The sequence below is a fragment of the Limnochorda sp. L945t genome, assembly GCF_035593305.1.
Taxonomy (GTDB): domain Bacteria; phylum Bacillota; class Limnochordia; order Limnochordales; family Geochordaceae; genus Carboxydichorda; species Carboxydichorda subterranea.
This window is the reverse complement of sequence record NZ_CP141615.1, coordinates 690,307-707,684: the sequence shown is the minus strand read 5'-3', so window position 1 is coordinate 707,684 and position 17,378 is coordinate 690,307. Positions and strand designations below refer to the sequence as shown.

Annotated in this window: 16 protein-coding genes; all 16 read right to left on the bottom strand. The window is 73.4% G+C overall.

The window, feature by feature from the left end; translation table 11 throughout:
* Positions 1-40: 40 nt before the first annotated feature.
* The 16 genes from gap to U7230_RS03140 all read right to left on the bottom strand — a co-directional run bounded on the left by gap (position 41) and on the right by U7230_RS03140 (position 17,368).
* The gene (gap, locus tag U7230_RS03215) at positions 41-1,054 is read right to left on the bottom strand and encodes a type I glyceraldehyde-3-phosphate dehydrogenase (protein WP_324717304.1); all 1,014 of its coding nucleotides are present in this window, start codon (positions 1,052-1,054) and stop codon (positions 41-43) included.
* Between the two features lie 75 nt (positions 1,055-1,129).
* The gene (locus U7230_RS03210) at positions 1,130-2,224 is read right to left on the bottom strand and encodes a sugar-binding transcriptional regulator (protein WP_324717303.1); all 1,095 of its coding nucleotides are present in this window, start codon (positions 2,222-2,224) and stop codon (positions 1,130-1,132) included.
* A 239-nt stretch (positions 2,225-2,463) separates the two neighbouring features.
* Positions 2,464-3,795, bottom strand: a complete 1,332-nt coding sequence (locus U7230_RS03205) for a gluconeogenesis factor YvcK family protein (protein ID WP_324717302.1) — start codon at positions 3,793-3,795, stop codon at positions 2,464-2,466.
* Complete coding sequence (gene rapZ, locus U7230_RS03200; RefSeq protein ID WP_324717301.1) at positions 3,792-4,721, bottom strand: RNase adapter RapZ; 930 nt, start codon at positions 4,719-4,721, stop codon at positions 3,792-3,794. The genes U7230_RS03205 and rapZ overlap by 4 nt, the downstream gene beginning before the upstream one ends.
* Before the next feature lie 109 nt (positions 4,722-4,830).
* Positions 4,831-6,123 (bottom strand): N-acetylglucosamine-6-phosphate deacetylase, encoded by a 1,293-nt coding sequence (gene nagA, locus U7230_RS03195; protein ID WP_324717300.1) that lies wholly within the window; start codon positions 6,121-6,123, stop codon positions 4,831-4,833.
* A 75-nt stretch (positions 6,124-6,198) separates the two neighbouring features.
* Positions 6,199-7,269, bottom strand: coding sequence for an FG-GAP repeat domain-containing protein (locus tag U7230_RS03190; RefSeq protein WP_324717299.1), 1,071 nt, complete (start codon positions 7,267-7,269; stop codon positions 6,199-6,201).
* A 176-nt stretch (positions 7,270-7,445) separates the two neighbouring features.
* Positions 7,446-9,911 carry a sugar phosphate nucleotidyltransferase gene (locus U7230_RS03185; protein ID WP_324717298.1) on the bottom strand — a complete coding sequence of 822 codons (2,466 nt, stop codon included), beginning with the start codon at positions 9,909-9,911 and terminating at the stop codon, positions 7,446-7,448.
* 245 nt (positions 9,912-10,156) lie between these two features.
* Positions 10,157-10,840 (bottom strand): fructose-6-phosphate aldolase, encoded by a 684-nt coding sequence (gene fsa, locus U7230_RS03180; protein WP_324717297.1) that lies wholly within the window; start codon positions 10,838-10,840, stop codon positions 10,157-10,159.
* 6 nt (positions 10,841-10,846) lie between these two features.
* The gene (gene tsaD, locus U7230_RS03175) at positions 10,847-11,905 is read right to left on the bottom strand and encodes a tRNA (adenosine(37)-N6)-threonylcarbamoyltransferase complex transferase subunit TsaD (RefSeq protein WP_324717296.1); all 1,059 of its coding nucleotides are present in this window, start codon (positions 11,903-11,905) and stop codon (positions 10,847-10,849) included.
* Entirely contained in the window at positions 11,902-12,402 is a 501-nt protein-coding gene (gene rimI / locus U7230_RS03170; protein WP_324717295.1) for a ribosomal protein S18-alanine N-acetyltransferase, read from the bottom strand. The genes tsaD and rimI overlap by 4 nt, the downstream gene beginning before the upstream one ends.
* A complete protein-coding gene (tsaB, locus tag U7230_RS03165) occupies positions 12,384-13,109 on the bottom strand; it encodes a tRNA (adenosine(37)-N6)-threonylcarbamoyltransferase complex dimerization subunit type 1 TsaB (RefSeq protein WP_324717294.1) in 726 nt (241 codons plus the stop codon). The genes rimI and tsaB overlap by 19 nt, the downstream gene beginning before the upstream one ends.
* Complete coding sequence (gene tsaE, locus U7230_RS03160) at positions 13,099-13,686, bottom strand: tRNA (adenosine(37)-N6)-threonylcarbamoyltransferase complex ATPase subunit type 1 TsaE (RefSeq protein WP_324717293.1); 588 nt, start codon at positions 13,684-13,686, stop codon at positions 13,099-13,101. The genes tsaB and tsaE overlap by 11 nt, the downstream gene beginning before the upstream one ends.
* 36 nt (positions 13,687-13,722) lie before the next feature.
* A complete protein-coding gene (locus tag U7230_RS03155; RefSeq protein ID WP_324717292.1) occupies positions 13,723-14,535 on the bottom strand; it encodes a gamma-glutamyl-gamma-aminobutyrate hydrolase family protein in 813 nt (270 codons plus the stop codon).
* A gap of 6 nt (positions 14,536-14,541) precedes the next feature.
* Entirely contained in the window at positions 14,542-15,573 is a 1,032-nt protein-coding gene (locus tag U7230_RS03150; RefSeq protein WP_324717291.1) for a 5-oxoprolinase subunit C family protein, read from the bottom strand.
* Complete coding sequence (gene pxpB, locus U7230_RS03145; RefSeq protein ID WP_324717290.1) at positions 15,574-16,341, bottom strand: 5-oxoprolinase subunit PxpB; 768 nt, start codon at positions 16,339-16,341, stop codon at positions 15,574-15,576. It abuts the gene before it with no gap.
* Positions 16,331-17,368 (bottom strand): ROK family protein, encoded by a 1,038-nt coding sequence (locus tag U7230_RS03140; protein WP_324717289.1) that lies wholly within the window; start codon positions 17,366-17,368, stop codon positions 16,331-16,333. The genes pxpB and U7230_RS03140 overlap by 11 nt, the downstream gene beginning before the upstream one ends.
* Positions 17,369-17,378: the final 10 nt, after the last annotated feature.

The window sequence follows — 17,378 nt, the reverse complement described above, 5'->3', positions numbered from 1 at the left end:
ACCTCTTTCCATGGGGCGAAACAAGGAAAGGGCGCCTCGATCAGAGGCGCCCGTCCCGCCTGGCCATGTACTTGATGAGATCGACGCAGCGGACCGAGTACGCCCACTCGTTGTCGTACCAGGCGACGACCTTGAGGAAGGTGCCCTCGATGACCATGGTGAGCTCGCCGTCCACGATGGCCGAGTGCGAGTCGCCGATGAGGTCGCTCGAGACCAGCGGCTCCTCGCTGTAGCGCAGGATGCCCTTGAGCGGGCCCTCGGCCGCCCGTTTGAGCGCGGCGTTGACCGACTCGACCGTGGCGGGGCGCTCTACCACCGCCACCAGGTCGAGGATGGAGACGTCGGGCGTGGGCACCCGCAGGGAGTACCCGTCGAGCTTGCCCTTCAGGTGCGGCAGCACCAGGCCGACCGCCTGCGCCGCCCCGGTCGTCGTCGGGATGATGTTGAGCGCCGCCGCGCGGGCGCGGCGCAGGTCCTTGTGAGGCAGGTCGAGCACCCGCTGGTCGTTGGTGTAGCTGTGCACCGTCGTCATGGTACCCCGCACGATCCGGAACGCCTCGTCGACCACCTTGGCCACGGGCGCCAGGCAGTTGGTGGTGCAGGAGGCGTTGGAGACGATGGTGTGCGACGCCGGGTCGTACTTCTCGTGGTTGACGCCCATCACGACCGTGATGTCCTCGCCCTTGGCCGGCGCGGTGATGACGACCTTGCGGGCGCCCGCCTTGAGGTGGGCCGAGACCTTCTCCCGGTCGCGAAACAGCCCCGTCGACTCGAAGACGTACTCGACGCCGAGATCCTTCCACGGGAGCTCCGCCGGGCTCTTGACCGCGAGCACCTTGATGGGCCGCCCGTCGATCACCAGCGTGTCGCCCTGGACCTTGACGTCGCCCGGGAAGACGCCGTGCACCGAGTCGTACTTGAACAGGTGGGCGAGGGTCGGGGCATCGGTGATGTCGTTGACCGCTACGATCTCGAGGTCGGGATCCTTGTACGCTGCCCTCACGATCTGCCGGCCGATGCGGCCGAATCCGTTGACACCGACGCGTATGGCCATCTGTGCCAGCTCCTTCCTTCCGTGCTGCCGCGCGCTCCACGTGCCCCCCGGCACCCGTGGGCCGCCGCTCGAGCGTCAGCCCGTCTTGACCCCCCAGGCTCCGTCTGCCGCCGCAGGCAAGGACGTCTGCGAGACGTCCTGCCCGACCTCCAGCAGCTCCAGCATCCGCAGCGCCGCTCCCTCGTCGGTGATCAGCACGTCCTGGTAGCGGGTGGAGATCACCGCCAGCGCCGCCTCCGCTTTGCTGCGACCACCGCCGACGATGACGACCTGGCCGCAGCCCGCCAGGTCCTCCAGGCGCAGCCCGAACGTCCCCGTCTGGTAGACGGGACGCCCCTGCCGATCAAAGTAATACCCAAAGGCTTCGCCTACCGCGCCCAGCCGCCGCAGCTTCTCCACGTCGGCCGCGCCGAGCCGCCGGCGCCGCGCCATCTCCTCCGCCGTGCCGACGCCGTGCAGCACGATGTCGGCCCGGCGGATCAGTGCCAGGAGCTCCCTCACCTGGGGTTGGGAGACGACGGAGTTGACCGCCTCGTCGGGAAGGTCGTCCGGTACGTGCAGCAGCCGGTAGTTGGCCCGCAGCCGGCGGGCGATCTCGGCCGCCACGGTGTTGGCCTGGAGCTCCACGTCCTCGCCGAGCCCGCCCCGGCCCGGTATCACCGTGATGCCCAGCGGCACCGACTCCTCGGGGAGGCTGCGCGCCACCTCCGCCAGGGTCGTCCCTCCGGTGACCGCCAGCACCTGGCCCTCCCGCAAGACCTCCTTGAGGAAGCGCGCCGTGGCCCGGGCGATCTCCTTCTTGGCAGTCTCGTCGACGTCGGCATCCCCGGGTACCACGATCACCCGCTGCAGGCCGAGCCGCCTGGCCAGGCGCTGCTCCACGTCGAAGAGGCCCCGCAGCTCCCTCACCAGATCCTTGAGCTCGTTGAGCAGCTGCTGCCCTTCCGCGCTCACCCGCATACCGTCGGGAGCCAGGTCGAGGAAACCGTGGTAACGCAGGAAATCGACCTCGTTGCGCACCATGCGCTCCGGCCAGCGCAGCCGGGCCGCCAGCCCCCGCCGGCCCACGGGCTGCAAGAAGGCTACGTTGCGCAGCACGATGTAGCGCCGCTCGATGACCTCGGAGAGCTCCGGCGCCACCTTGAGCATCAACGAAAGGCTCGGTGTCATCTCATGCGCCTTCCCGCCCCGGAGGCCGCACCGGGGGAAAAGGGACAAAACCCGCCAGCGGGGGACCGAAAACGTCCCGACCGGGACAAACAAAAACCGCGCGCAGTTGCACCAGAACCGGCGGTAGCGGCGACACGCGCTCCCCCTCTCCTCCCTCTATGCCCGGACCTCCGCTTTCGTCACGCTTCCGCTCGATCCTTCTCCCCTGCGCGTCAAAGCTCCGGGCCGCAGGCCTGCCCTCACACCAGCAGCACGTGGCGGCGCAGCCCCGTCCGGCCTCTTTGCTGGCCCCTCGCCAGCACCTCCTCGACGGTCAGGTGCTCGCCCGGCTCTCCCACCTGCCGCCCCAGGCCGGCCAGGGCCGCCACCGCCTCAGCGAGGCGCACCGGGTCGTGGCGCACCACCTGGGTGAGCGAGATGAGCGGGCCGCTCACCACCACGAGCCCCATCCCCTGCATCTCCGCCACGTCCGCCTCGACGGGCCGCGCCCCCTCGGCCAGGTAGCGCTCCAGCAGGTGGGCCGGCACCTCGCCGGTGTTGACCAGCACGCAGTCGACGACCCGCGGGCCCGGCACGTGCTGCAAGATGGCCCGCACGTGGTCCGAGGCCCGGTACCCGTCCGTCTCCCCCGGCTGGGTCATCACGTTGCAGACGTACAGCCGCAGCGCCGAAGTGCGCCGCAGGGCCGCCGCCACGTCCTCGACCAGCAGGTTGGGGATGACGCTCGTGTAAAGGCTCCCCGGGCCGAGCACCACGATGTCGGCCGCCTCGATGGCCTCGATCGCCTCGGGCACGGCTTTCACGTTGGGCGGCACCAGGTACACCCGCCGGATGGGCCGCCTCGCCTTGGGAATCTCGCTCTCCCCCACCACCGACGACCCGTCGGAGTAAACCGCTCGCAGCCGCACCGCCTGCAGGGTCGACGGCAACACCTGGCCCCTCACGGCCAGGACCCGGCTGAACTGCCGGATGGCCTCCTGAAAGTCGCCGGTGATGTCGGACATGGCCGCGATGAACAGGTTGCCGAAGCTGTGCCCCGACAGCCCCTCCCCGCGGGTGAACCGGTACTGGAACAGCCGCTCCAGGAGCGGCTCCGTATCCGCCATCGCCACCAGCGTGTTGCGGATGTCGCCCGGCGGCAGGATGCCCATCTCCTGGCGCAGCCGCCCCGAGCTCCCGCCGTCGTCGGCCACCGTGACCACGGCCGTCAGGCGGTCGCTGTACAACTTGAGACCCCGCAGCAGCGTCGCAAGACCCGTACCGCCGCCCAGCACCACGGCCCGGGGGCCCCGCTCCCGCTCCCGCCGCTGGCGCATCACGTCGGCCAGAAACCGCGTGCGCTCGGGCGCAAGCGTACCGGCCACGGCCATCACCGTCTCCCGCAGCGCCACGAGCGCCACCACGGCGCCCCCGAGCACCGCCAGGAGCCCGGCCTCGCCCCCGACGCCTCGCCCGTACGCCGCTCCGCCTGCGGCAGCCATCAGCGTCCCGGCCAGCACCAGGGCGCCCCAGCGCTTGAGGCCCGTGCCGGGCAGTACCCAGCGCCAGGCCTCCTGCCAGCGCCCGTTCACGGCGTCTCGACCCCGGGATCCGGGTCCGTGCCCGGCCGGTCGACGTCCCGATGCTTGGCGACCGCCTCGTAGCCCGCCGCCCTGAGGTGCCGGGCGAGCCGGTTGGCGACGGCCACGGAGCGGTGGCGCCCCCCGGTGCACCCGATGCCGATGAGCAGATGGCTCTTGCCCTCGTTGACGAACTGCGGCAGCAGGAAGTCGACGAACCGCCCGAGCCGCTCCATGAACTCCTGCGCCACCGGCCACCCGAAGACGTACTCCTCCACCCGCGGGTCGTTGCCCGTGAGCGGCTGCAGCGCCGGCACGTAGTGCGGGTTGGGCAGGAACCGCACGTCGAAGATCAGGTCGGCGTCGATGGGGATGCCCCGGGCGTAACCGAACGATACCACCGTCACCGCCAGGCCCCGGGTCGGCGCCAGGGCCCGGGCCTGGTTGCCGATCTGCTCCCGCAGCTGCCGCGGGGTCAGGGACGACGTGTCGATGATGATGTCCGAGCGCCCCCGCAGCGGCTCCAGGCGCTGGCGCTCGGCCCGGATCCCGTCCAGCACGCTGCCCTCCGGGGCGAGGGGGTGGCGGCGCCGTGTCTCCTTGAAGCGGCGCACCAGCACCTCGTCGGACGCCTCGAGGAACAGGATGCGATACCAGATCCTGCGGCGCTCCAGGCTCTTGAGGGCCTCGAACAGATCGTCGAAGAACTCCCCACCCCGGGCGTCGCTCACCAGTGCCGCCTTTTCGATGCGGCCCGACTGCTGGCACAGCTCCGCGAAGGTCGGGATGAGGGCCGGCGGGAGGTTGTCGACGCAGAAGAAGCCGAGATCCTCGAGGGCCCGCATCGCCTCGGTCTTCCCCGCTCCCGACAGCCCCGTCACGATGACGAAGACCGGGCGGGTGGCCGGTTGCTCCTCCCGGGGCACCTGCGTTTGCATGGCTGCTTCCACCGGAAGCCTTCCTTCGAGCCGCCTGTTGCGGCCCCTCTATCTTACCAGAGCCGCAACGGGCCCGTTCAGGGGGCGGGCCGGCCCTCGGGGGCAAGCCTCACGGGGAGGCGCGGGCAACTTCGCGCTGGTAGACCACGTGGCCGGCCACGATGGTGGTGCGCACCTCGAGGGAGCCGGCATCGAGCACCGCCACGTCCCCCCGGGCGCCCGGCCGCAGGCTCCCCAGCTCCCCGCCGAGCCCCACGGACAGGGCGGGCGTCCAGCTCGCCATCGCCACCGCGTCGGCCAGCGTCGCCCCCGCCCACCGCACCATGTGCTGGACGGCCTGGCCCAACCCCAGGATGCTCCCCGCCAGCGTCCCGTCCGGCAGGCGGCAAGCGCCGTCCTTGACCACGACCTCGAAGTCGCCGAGCCGGAAGCGCCCCTCCCCCAGGCCCATGGGCGCCAGGGCATCCGTGATGAGCGCGATGCCGCGAGCTCCTCGGGCCCGGTACGCGACCTTGAGCGCTACCGGGTGCACGTGCACGCCGTCGGCGATGAGCTGGGCGACCAGCCGTTCGTCCGCCAGCGCCGCACCGGCCAGCCCCGGCGTCCGGTGGTGGAAAGGCGCCATGCCGTTGAAGAGGTGGGTCACCTGGCCGGCGCCTGCCTCGATGGCCCGCTCCAGCACCTCGCCCTCGGCGGCCGAGTGGCCCACCGCCACCTGGACGCCGTGTGCGGCCAGCCACCGGATGGCCGCCTCGCTGCCGGCTCGTTCGGGCGCCATCGTCACCAGGCGGAGCAGGACCTCGCCGTCCGCGGCCTTCGACGCGTCGAGCATCCGTTGGAGCTCGGCCAGATCCGGGTCCCGCATGTAGGCCGGGTTTTGGGCGCCTTTGCGTTCGGGGTTGAGGTAGGGCCCCTCCAGGTGGATCCCGGCGATGCGGGCTCCCCAGGCCTCGGGATCGCCCGGGCCGGTCACCTGCGATCCGGGCGCCTGCTTCCACCAGCGCCGCTGCATCCGGTACGCCTCGGCCACGGCCCGCTCGGCCTCGACCGTCTGCTCGAGCGACGCCGTCACCGTCGTGCAAAGCAGCGCCGTCGTCCCCGCCGCCGCGTGGGCCAGGGTCATCCGCCGCAAGCCCTCGGGAGAAGCGTCCATGGTGTCGGCTCCGCCGCCCCCGTGAACGTGGACGTCGACCCACCCGGGCACCACGTACCCCCCCGAAGCGTCCACCCTCGTGGCGTCCGGCGGCACCGCCGCGTCGAGTTCGGCCATGGGCCCGGCGTACACGATGGTGTCGCCCCGGATGACCACCGCCCCGTCGGGCACGGCCGGCCGCAGAGGATGGATGAGGGTTCCGCCCTCGATCACCGTCGTCCGTTCAGGAGCCCGCTCCCGCTGCGCCACGCTCTACCGCTCCTTCACCGCCGTGGTGACCCCACCCGGCTCGTCTTCCTCAGGCGCGCCCTCGTGCCGCCACGCTCAGGGGACCCACCGCAACACGTGCAGCAGATTGGGGTATTCGGCGACCACCGCCTCGGTCCGGCCGTCCCCGTCCAGGTCGCCGAGCGTCGCCGCGCCGAGGCTCCATCCCAGCGTGACGACGCCCCCCACCCGGCTGAACCCCTTGGAGGTCCATTCGTACAGCGCCGTCCGCCCTTTGTCGTCCGCCACGAGCAGGAGGTCCTTGCTCGGGTCCGCCTCCGGCACCCGCCCGGCCTCCAGGCCGAAAGCCGGAGCGTCGCGCAGGGCTGCGGAGCCCGCCTGGACGAAGGCGCTACCCGTCCACCGCCAGACTTCGATCCGGCCCCCCTTGTTGCCCTCCCCGGTCTCGACCACGACCTCGCTCTCGCCGTCCCCGCCCAGGTCCCCCGAGCTCATGGCCCGCACGGGCCCGATGGGGAAGGGGCCGGCGACCGGCTCCATGGCGTTGCCGTTCCAGTGCCACACCCGGAGCAGGTAGTGCCACGCCGGCCTGGTCTCCACGTAGACCAGGGCGAGGGCGGCCGGCTCGCCGGGCAGCTCGACCGGGGCCAGGTCCTGCACGCGGGCGGAGTAGTTGCCCTCCCAGGCGCGCTCCAGCTTGCCGCCGGTCCAGTGCCACACGACGAGATGGCTGTTGGTGGCCACCAGGATCTCGGGCCCTTGCGGGCGGGTAAACGGCCCCACCGCCAGCGTGACGTGGCTCAGGGGGTGGGCGAACGGCGGGCTCGCCGCGGCCACATGGAAAAGCTGCCTGCTTTCTCCCGGCCCGTCGCGGGCCGCGCCTTCGGGGAGGGCGCCCGGCCACGCGAGGACGTACAGGCGGGCCTCCTGGCGCTCGTAGTCGCGGCCGACCATCACGAGCTCGGCGCGCCCGTCGCCGTCGAGATCCGCCGCCGCCAGCTGCAATACCGCCGGCGCCGGCGCCACCTGCGTGCCCAGGCGCTCCCAGCCCCGCGCCGAGGCGGGGACAGGCGCCGCCAGAACGCCGAGGTGGAGGAGAGCGGGCAGCGCCGCGCCCGCGAGCGCGAGCAACAGCTTGCAAGAAGACCACCGAGACCGCCGTGGCAACGCTCTCCCGGGCCCTCCATCCTCCCCCATGGTCCCCGGCCGCCTTTCTTCGAACGGGTTCGAGGTTCCTACCACGTTCCAGGATTCGGCCGGCGCCCGGCGGCTATTTAGGCGCGGGGCATCCGGGCACGGCAGCGGCAGGCATGGGCTTGAGCGCCTCGGGAGAGCGCCTCGGGTCACGGAGCAGGGGACGAGGCGGTGCGCACGTAGGCGGCGTACTGCTCGAGGAGGTCCCGGGCGTCGTCGAGCGTGGCCGCCTCGACCTGCAGGCGTACCAGGGGCTGCAGGGCGTCGGGGCGGACGAGCGCCCACCCGCGGGGGTGACGCACTTTCAGCCCGTCGACGGGCGGTTCGGCCGTGGCTCCCAACTGCTCTGCCAGGCGCCGCATCACCTGGCCGATCTCGTTCCACGCCACGGGCACCGCCAGCTCGAGCCGGCTGGGGGCAGGACGGCCGTCGAGGAGCACGTGCTCGATGCGGCCCAACCGGGCGGCCAGGGCGCAGGCCAGGCACGCCGTGGCGACGCCGTCGGCAGCGGTGAGGCCGGCGCCGTCGCTCGGGTGGCCTGCGTACGGCGAGATGCGTTCCACCCGGCGTCCCCACGCCCTCGCCACGGTTTCGGCCACGTCGCTGGCCTCGACCGGGAGTGCCACGACGGGCCCGCCCGGCCACAGCGCCCAGAGCGCGTGTACGACGGATTCGGCCACGGGCCGGCCGTCGTGCTCCCAGAGCTCCACGCGCTCCCCCGACGGGCTCACCCGGGCTATCGCCACGACGCCCGGTGTCCCCTTGCGCCCGCCGCCCGGCACCGGGACTGCCACCGGCTCCATGCCGCAGGCTTGCAGCGCTGCTACCAGGAGGTCTCGCCCGGGGGACGAGGGCCCGGCCACCCCCACCAAGGGGGGCTCGGCGTCGGCGCCATCCGCGGACCGGCCGGCCTCGTCCAGGGCCAACAGCAGCTCCCTGACCCGTTTGGCGACCGACTCCACGTATCGCTCCCGGGCCCGCCGCCGCAAGCCTTCGTACGGGCCGATGGGCCCCATCGCCTCCGGCCCGACCCGGCGCCACTCGTCCCGCCGGAAGGCCTGGTCCACGGCCCTCGCCCGCTCGGGCGCCGGGTCGCGGCCGGAGGCGTCCCACATCCGAAGCCGCGCAGGCGCTTCGCCCGCCTCGCCGTCGTCCTGGTCCACGTACAGGGCTCCGGCGAGCTGCATGCCGCCGGGCCCCTCGTCCTCGCCGCCCGCCAGCAGCGCCCGCACCTCGGGCGAAGCGGCCGGCCCGAGCCAGACCACCCGGGCACCTGCCGACGCCGCCCCGGCCGCAGCCGCCGCCGCCAGGGCCCGGGCGGCGCGCCCGCCGGCGTCCGCCACCGCCACCGTGCTCTCCGCCGCAAGCAAGCTCGCAAACGCCCCCGCGACCCCCGCCGCCATCTCGGGCGTGAGTTCGACGCCGGGCAGGCCCTCGACGCCCCGCACGCCGACCACGGCCCGGGAGACCGTGCCTGCCCAGACGACGGAGCGGCTCACGTGGCGGTGGGGTGGGACCTGCTTGTCCGGCCACAGCCGCACTCCGGTCGACACCACGGCCGACTCGCCGACATGGGCGCCGTGCCCGACCACCGCCCCCTCGAAGATCCGGGCCCGCCGCCCGATCACCACGCCGTCGGCCAGCACCGCGCCCCGCACCTCGGCGCCGGGCCCGACCCGGCAGCCTTTCCAGAGCACGCTGTGCCGGATGCTGGCCCCCCGCCCGACCCAGCACCCCGGCCCGAGCGACGCAAACGGCCCCACCTCGGCCCCGTCCTCCACGTCGCAACCGGGGCCCACGACGCAGGGCGCCGCCAGCCGGGCGCCCGGCGCCACCCGGGCCTGCTCGCCGACCCAGACGCCCGGCTCGACCTCGTAGCCGAGCCACTCCGCCGCGGCGGGCAGCTGCACCTGCCCTCGCAGCGCGTCGAGGTGGGCCTGGCGGTACTGTTCCGGGTTGCCGACGTCGGACCAGTACGCCCCGGTGAGGTAGCCGTAGAGGGGTTGCCCGGAGGCGAGCAGGAGCGGGAAGAGATCCTTGCTGAAGTCGAACGGCCGATCCGGGGGCACCCGGGAGAGCACGTCCGCCTCGAGCACGTAGATGCCCGTGTTGACCTGATCGGAGAAGACCTGGCCCCGGGCCGGCTTTTCGAGGAAACGCAGCACCCGCCCGTCCTCGGCCGTGATGACCATGCCGTACTCGGAAGGGTCCTCCACCGCCTTGAGCACGAGCGTGGCGGCCGCCCCCCGGCGGCGGTGGAACTCCACCACCGGCGCCACGTCGAGGTCGGTCAGGGCGTCGCCGCTGATGATGACCACCGTGCCGTCGAGCAGCGCCCGGGCCCGAGCCACGCTCCCGGCGGTGCCCATCGGCCGGTCTTCCACCAGGTGGTGCATGGTGACACCCCAGGTCTCGCCGCGGCCGAAGTGGTCGGCGACCTGTTCGGGCATGGGGTGCAGCGTCGTCACGATCTCCCCGACGCCGCTTTGCTGCAGCAACCGCACGATATGGGCCATGATGGGCTGGTTGAGCACCGGCACCATGGGCTTGGGCCGGTCGCAGGTCAGCGGGCGCAGGCGGCTGCCCTGACCGCCTGCCATGACGACGGCCTTCAACACCGCAGCCTCCCGTCCTCGGCGCAGGCTGTTGGAAGCGCCGCCTCAAAAAGCCGGCCGCCCTGCCTCCTTGCGGGGCAGAGCGGCCCGCCAGCGGCCACTCGTTAGTCTGCGGCGCCCCCCAGGGGGCCATACGCCGGGGACGGCCACCAGGCCGCGCTCGCCAGCCCAGGACTGCCAGCTGGACAGGCGGTGCGCCGGGCGCACCGGCCCGGCGTCTCTCCGCCGGCAGCCGGCCAGCCGCGTCAGGAGCCGGCCGGCCCGCCGCCCTGGCCCGGACGGGACGCGCCCGGCACCTTGGCCCAGTCGGCCAGGAACCGCTCGATGCCGCGGTCGGTCAGCGGGTGCTGCACCATCGCCTTGAGCACGCCGAACGGCACCGTGGCGATGTGGGCGCCCGCCTTGGCCGCCTCCAGCACGTGGACGGGGTGGCGGATGCTCGCGGCGATCACCTGGGTCTCGATGCCGTGGATCTCGAAGATGTCGACGGTGTCGCGCACGACGTCCATGCCCACGTGGCCGATGTCGTCGAGGCGCCCCACGAACGGGCTCACGAACGCGGCGCCCGCCCGGGCGGCGAGCAGCGCCTGCAGGGGCGAGAAGATCAGGGTCACGTTGGTGCGGATCCCTTCCCGGGAGACCCGGCTCACGGCCTTGAGGCCCTCCGGCGTGATGGGGATCTTCACCACCACGTTGGGGGCGACCCGGGAGAGCTCCCGGGCCTCCCGGACCATGCCGTCGGCGTCTTCACTGACCGCCTCGGCGCTGACCGGGCCCTTCACGATCTGGCAGATCTCCTCCACCACCGACAGGAAAGGGCGCCCTTCCTTGGAGACGAGGGTCGGGTTGGTCGTCACCCCGGAAACGACGCCCCAGCTCACCGCCTCGCGGATCTCGGCCACGCTCGCCGTGTCGAGGAAAATCTGCACCGCCTCTCATCCCTTTCCGACGGGGGTATCGGCCCCGATATTCGCCTGTGGGATGCGGGCCGACGGATCGACCGCGAGGGCCGTGTCCGACGGGCCCTCGTCGAGCAGCCGGAAGTGGCCGGCCGCCGCGATCATGGCGCCGTTGTCCGTGCAGAGCGCCGGCTCCGGGAGGATGAGATCGAGCGCCCGCTCCTGCGCCGCCCGGGAGAGGGCCCGGCGCAGGCCCCGGTTGGCCGCGACGCCCCCGGTGGCCGCCACGACCCGGGCGCCGGTGCGCTCCGCCGCACGCATCAGCCGGTCCACGAGGACGTCCACGATAGCCTCCTGCAGCGAGGCGGCCGCGTCCTCCAGGGAAAGGCGCCCGTCCCTCACGGCCGGCAGCATGTACCGGCTCGCCGCCGTCTTGAGCCCGCTGAAGCTCAGGTCCAGGGTATCCACCTCGGAGAGCCCCCGCGGCAACCGCACCGCGTCCGGCCGCCCTCGCTCGCTCAAGCGGTCGACGGCAGGGCCCGCCGGGTAGCCGAGCCCGAGCAGCCGCCCCACCTTGTCGAAGGCCTCGCCCGCCGCGTCGTCCCGGGTGCCGCCCAGGCTCTCGAAGCGGCCCGGCCGCCGCACGTACAAAAGCTCCGTGTGCCCGCCCGAGGCGACCAGCACCACCGCCGGTTGGTCGAGGGCAGGGCGGGCGAGCCAGATGGAGCTCGCGTGGCCCTCCAGGTGGTCGACTCCGACGAAGGGCCGATCAATGGCAAGGGCGAGCGCCTTGCCCGCCATGAAGCCCACCAGCAGGCTCCCCACCAGCCCGGGGCCGTACGTGGCCGCTACCCCGTCGAGGTCCTGGGGAGCGATGCCGGCCTCGTCCAGCGCCCGCCGGATCACGGGCAGGATCGCGACCAGGTGGCGGCGGGATGCGATCTCGGGCACCACGCCCCCGAAGGGCCGGTGGACTTCGACCTGGGAGGCGACCGCACTCGAGAGGATCTCCCGCCCGTCCTTGACCACGGCCGCGGCGGTGTCGTCGCAGCTCGTGTCGATCCCCAGCAGGAGGCCTCCCCGGTAGGGCTTCATGCGCCGGGGCCGGTCCCCTCGGAGAGCTCCCGCCACATGATGATGGCGTCCTCGTTGTTGTCCCGGTAGTAGCCCTTGCGAAGCCCCACGCCCTGGAAGCCCAGCGACTCGTACAGGCGCTGGGCCCGCAGGTTGGACTTGCGCACCTCCAGGGTGAGGCGGCGGGCGCCCTTGCGGCGGGCCAGCTCCGTGATGGCCTCCATGAGCTTGCGCCCCACGCCTCGGCTGCGGTACTCGGGATGCACCGCCACGTTGGTGATGTGCCCCTCGTCGGCCACGAGCCAGATGCCCACGTACCCCACGGCCCTGCCGTCGGCCCGGGCCACCAGGTAGTGGGCGCGCTCGTTTTCCAGGAGCTCCGACAAGAAGGCGCTCTTGGACCACGGGGTGGAGAAAGAGAGCCGCTCGATCACCATGATGTCGTTGAGGTCTCGCACTCGCATGGGATCGACGGTCACGTCGAGGGGGCCTCGATGCATCAGCTCTTCTGCAGCCATCGGCGCTCGGCCTCCGTCGCCTTCAAGTACCGCGCATCCAGGGCGGCCGGGTCGTCGTGCCGGCCCGTCTCGAGCTGCAAGCGGCCCAGGATGCCCACCGACACCACCTGCACGATGCGGCTCTCCTGCTCGGGCACCCAGACGTACTCCACCGGCGAGAGCCGCACCAGCGCGTCGCGGTGGGCAAGGCAACCGTCGCCGGCCGCCGCGGCCCGCTCCAGCCCCCGCCGATCCGCCACCTCTCCAAGCGCCCGGGCCAGCTCCTCCACGGGCGCCGCCCGCGGGCCCCACCACGCCTCCACCGGGGCCTCCTGCCCGCGCCCGTACACCCCGCCGAAGACCTCACCGTGCCGGGCGTCGATGGCCGCCACGACGACGGGCGCCGCCCAGAGCGCGCCGAGCGCCATCGCCGCCAGGGTGTCGACACCCGCCAGGGGCCGCTGCCACGCCCACGCCAGCGTCTTGGCCACCGCCAGCCCGACCCGCAAGCCCGTGTACGAACCGGGCCCGGCGGCCACCGCGATCCCATCCAGATCCTGACCGCGAAAGCCGGCCTCCGCAAGGGCCCGATCGATGACCCCGGTCAGCTGCTCACCCCGCCCGCCGAGCCCCTGCCAGGTCTGCACCCACCAGCCGTCCCGGGCGAAAAGGGCCACCCCGGCCGCCGGGCCGGACGTGTCGATGGCGAGGATGCGTTCAAAGGCCATCGCGTTCGCCCGCCTGGTCGCCCCTGCCGCCGGCCTGCCCGCCGCCGGCTCCGGCCCGCGCCGGCCGCCACCCCAGCTCGGCCGCCAGTCGGGCAGCGAGCGCCTCGTGCCGCTCGCCCCACGCCTCCACGCGCACCTGGCGTCGTTCGCCCGAGGGGTCGTCCTCCACCCAGTCGAGGGAGATGCGCAGGTGGTCGGCCGGCAGGGCGTCGAGGATGGGCTCCGGCCACTCGATGACCGTGAGGCCGCCGGAGCGCAGGTAGTGGGAGAGACCCAGTTCCTCGAGGAAGCCGGCCGCCTCCCCGGGCCCGGCTCGTCCCACCAGGCGGTAGGCGTCGACGTGGTACAGGGCAAGCCGCCCGCCCTTCACTTCCCGCACGTAGAGGAACGTCGGGCTCACCACCGCCGCCGCGCCGAGCCCGAGCCCCCGGGCGACGCCCTGCACGAGCGTGGTCTTGCCGGCCCCGAGCGGGCCCGATAGCGCCACCACGTCGCCGCCCCGGGCCAGCCGCCCCAGCGCCTCGCCGATCCGGCGCGTCGCTTCGGCGCTCTCGCTCGAGCCCTCCCACGCCTGCACCGAAGGCCCTGCCCGCCTTTCACCCGAAGCCGGGGCTTACCCCCGCGCCGCCATCGCAACCCTGCCGGCCACGGGGGCCGGCCCGGACACCACGCCGGCCGAGGCCCGCCGCTCGCGGTAGGTGCGGGCTGCCCGTACCAGCGCCGCAAAGAGCAGCCGCTGCCCGGGGTAGCGATCCACCATGCACTCGGGGTGCCACTGCACGCCAACGCAAAAGCCGTGCTCCCGGCTCTCCACGCCCTCGATCACGGCGTCCTTCGCCTTGGCCGCCACCCGGAAGGTGGGCGCCACCACCCGCACCGCCTGGTGATGGAAGCTGTTGACGCGCAGCGTGTCGGCCTGGAAGATCTGGCGCAGCAGGCTGTCGGGCTCCAGCCGCACCTCGTGGCAGGGGAACCACCGGGGCGCCGTCTGGTCGTGCAGCAGCGCGTGCGGCACCTGTGCTCTCACGTCCTGGTAGAGCGTGCCCCCGGCGGCGACGTTCATGACCTGAATGCCGCGGCAGATGCCGAGCAGCGGCATGTCGCGCTGCATCGCGCCGGCGGCCAGGGCGACCTCCAGGGCGTCTCGCTCGGGGTCGACCTCGCCGAGCTCCGGCATGGCATCCTCCCCGAACCGGTGGGGATCGACGTCGCCCCCGCCCGAGAGCAGCAACGCGTCGAGGTTGTCGAGGTAAGCCGCCGCCAGCTGCGGGTCGTCGGTCACCGGGATCAGCACCGGCAACCCGCCGGCCATCTCTACGGCCCGGACGTAGTCGCGGGAGAGCGACGCCCGCAAGGTGCCGTCCTTCGAGCGCAGCTGCCCCGCCGAAATCCCGATGACGGGCCGTTGCCCGCCGGCACTCTCCACGCCCCATCAACCTGCCTCTCGATGGACGTAATACACGGCGGCGTCCGTGGAGACCACGAAGGCGCCGCCTCGTTCGGGGCGCTGCCGCGCCAGCGCCCACTCGATCTCGGCCAGGCGCCGCCGGCGCTCCTCCCGCGCCCGGCGCGCCGCGGCCTCGTCCACGCTCAGGAATCTTACATGTTGCCCCGGGCGCACCTGCCCCATCGCGTCGAGATCGGCGCCGATCACCGTCGCGATCTTGGGATACCCCCCGGTCGTCGGGCGCTCGGCGAGCAGGACGATGGGCTGCCCGTCGCCGCTCACCTGGATGCTGCCGGGAGCCGTGGCATCCGAGACGATATCGTACCCCCGGCGGGCTTCGATGGGAGGCCCCATCAGCCGCACCCCCATGCGGTCGCCCCGGGCCGTCACCCGGAAGGCGCTGTGGAGAAACGTGCGCAGCCCCCGGGGCGTGAAGGCGTCGTCCTGCGGCCCCAGCATCACCCGGATGGGCCCTGCCCGGCGCGCCGGCCGGAGCTCCGGGGGCACTCGCCTCCCGAGCAGCTCCTCGCACGGCCGCGGGGAAGGCCCGATGGGCACCCGGTCCCCGGCGGAGAGCGGTCGCCCGTCCAGGCCGCCGATGCGGGCCCGCACGTGGGTGCTGCGGCTTCCCATCACAGGCGGCACGTCGACGCCGCCCGCCACCGCCAGGTACGCCCTCGCGCCCGCCCGCACCGCGCCGACTGCGATCAGGCTCCCGTCTCGCGCGAGCACCGTCTCCCAGAGCGGAAGCGGCTGCTCCGGCCCGCTCACGAACCACTCCCCGTCCACGGCGGCCAGGGCCAGGATCGCCTCGCCGTGCACGGTGAAGACCGGCCCGTCCAGGGTCACCTCGAGGGCGGCCGCACCGGGCGGATTGCCGACCAGCACGTTGGCGGCCGCCAGCATCTCCGTGTCCATCGCACCGGCGGGGGCAAACCCCATCCTCGCAAAGCCGGGCCGCCCGGCATCCTGGACGGTGGTCATCAGCCCCCCGTGCAGCACTTCCAGCCAGGCCACTTAGCCGCTTTCCATCTCCCAACCCGACGCTCGGGCCCGCTCCACCCACTCCGGCGGAGCCTGGTCCTCCGAGACCGCCTCGAACCGCACCCGATCGCCCGGCTGCAGCAGCGCCGGCGGCTCCCGGGCGCTGTCCCACAGCTCCAGCCAGGTGCGCCCGATGACCTGCCATCCTCCCGGCGAACCGCCCAGGGCATAGATGCCGGTCTGCTCGCCGCCGATGGCCACGGAGCCTGCGGGCACCGAGAGCCGGGGCGACGCCCGGCGGGGTGTGGCGAGGGCCGGGTCGAGCCCGCCGAGGTAGGCGAAGCCCGGCATGAACCCCAGCATGTAGACCCGGTATTCCCGCTCGGTGTGGCGCCGCACCACTTCGCCGGGCGAAAACCCGGTGTGCCGGGCGACCTCCCGCAGGTCGGGCCCGTACCAGTCGCCGTAGACCACGGGGATGGTCACCCGGCGGCCCTCCAGGAGGCGGCGACGCCGGGCCCGGCTCACCGCCCCATCCAGGGCCGCGAGCACCGTCTCCCGCTCCGCCCGATCCGGATCCCACTGCACGAGGACCGAGCGGTAGGTGGGCACCGCCTCGACCATCCCCGGCACGGGCTGCTCCTCGAGGGCATGCCACAGCCGCAGCACCTGGGCGTGGGTCTGCGGGTCGATCCGCTCGCCCCACTCGACCGTGACGGCTGCGTCCCCCGCCGGCCGGATCCGGGGGAAACCCGCGGCCTCCTCGCCCCGGGCCGCCGCGCCCGCCCGCCTACCCGGCACGGCTCTCCACGCCCTCGAGCTTGCCGAGCTTCTTGAGGGCCACCGCCGCCGCCCCCACCACGCCGGCGTTGGGGCCCAGGAGCGCCGGCACCAGGCGCGTCCCCTCGGCCGGCCCCGGCACCGCCCGGGTGCGAAGCTCCCGGCGAAGCGGCTCCATCATGGCCTCGCCGATGCGGGAGACGCCGCCCCCGATCGCGATGGCGTCCGGGTCGAAGAGGTTGGCCAGATTGGCAAGGCCCGCCCCGAGGTAAAGCCAGGTGCGGTCCAGCACCTCCTTTGCGAGCGGATCGCCCTGCCGGGCCGCCTCGGCCACCTTGCGGGCGTCGATCTCGGCGAAGCGCCCGGCCGCCAGCCGTACGAGCCGCGCGCCCGGCCGCTCGTCCGCCGCCTCGGGCGCCTCTCCCTCCCGCCATCCGGCCTCCTCCAGCGCCTCGATCGCCCGGCGGGCGATGCCGGTGCCGGAGGCGACCGACTCGAGGCACCCGCGCCGCCCGCACCCGCACAGCGGGCCGTTTTCCACGACGATCACCGTGTGGCCGATCTCCCCGGCCGCCCAGTGGGCCCCGCCGTAGATGGCGCCGTCGATGATGATCCCGCCGCCGATGCCCGTGCTGACCGTCACGTAGATGAAGTGCCGGGTGCCCCGGCCCGCTCCCACCCACCACTCGCCGAACGCGGCGGCGTTGGCGTCGTTCTCCAGGTAGACCGGCACGCCGAGCGCCGCCTGCATGGGGCCGACCACGTCGACGTGCCGCCAGCCCAGATTGGGTGCAGCGATGACCACGCCGCTGGCCGGATCCAGCGGGCCCGGGCAGGCCACCGTCACTGCCTCCACGGCGCCCGGTCGCACGCCAGCCCGCCGGCACACCTCCCCGACCGACTGCGTCATCCGCTCGATGACCGTCTGAGGGCCCTGCTCCGGCCGGGTCAGCTGCTCGAGGCGCTCGATCACCTGGCCCCGGTCGTCCACCAGCCCGGTGGCGATCTTGGTGCCCCCCAGGTCCACTCCCACCACCCACGTCTGCATGCCCGCTCTG

Excerpts from the sequence above, each read along its gene's own strand:
- gap (WP_324717304.1), bottom strand. The coding sequence starts at position 1,054 with ATGGCCATACGCGTCGGTGTCAACGGATTCGGCCGCATCGGCCGGCAG.
- rimI (WP_324717295.1), bottom strand. The coding sequence starts at position 12,402 with ATGGCTGCAGAAGAGCTGATGCATCGAGGCCCCCTCGACGTGACCGTC.
- U7230_RS03210 (WP_324717303.1), bottom strand. The coding sequence starts at position 2,224 with ATGACACCGAGCCTTTCGTTGATGCTCAAGGTGGCGCCGGAGCTCTCC.
- tsaB (WP_324717294.1), bottom strand. The coding sequence starts at position 13,109 with ATGGCCTTTGAACGCATCCTCGCCATCGACACGTCCGGCCCGGCGGCC.
- U7230_RS03140 (WP_324717289.1), bottom strand. The coding sequence starts at position 17,368 with ATGCAGACGTGGGTGGTGGGAGTGGACCTGGGGGGCACCAAGATCGCC.
- tsaD (WP_324717296.1), bottom strand. The coding sequence starts at position 11,905 with ATGAAGCCCTACCGGGGAGGCCTCCTGCTGGGGATCGACACGAGCTGC.
- rapZ (WP_324717301.1), bottom strand. The coding sequence starts at position 4,721 with ATGCAAACGCAGGTGCCCCGGGAGGAGCAACCGGCCACCCGCCCGGTC.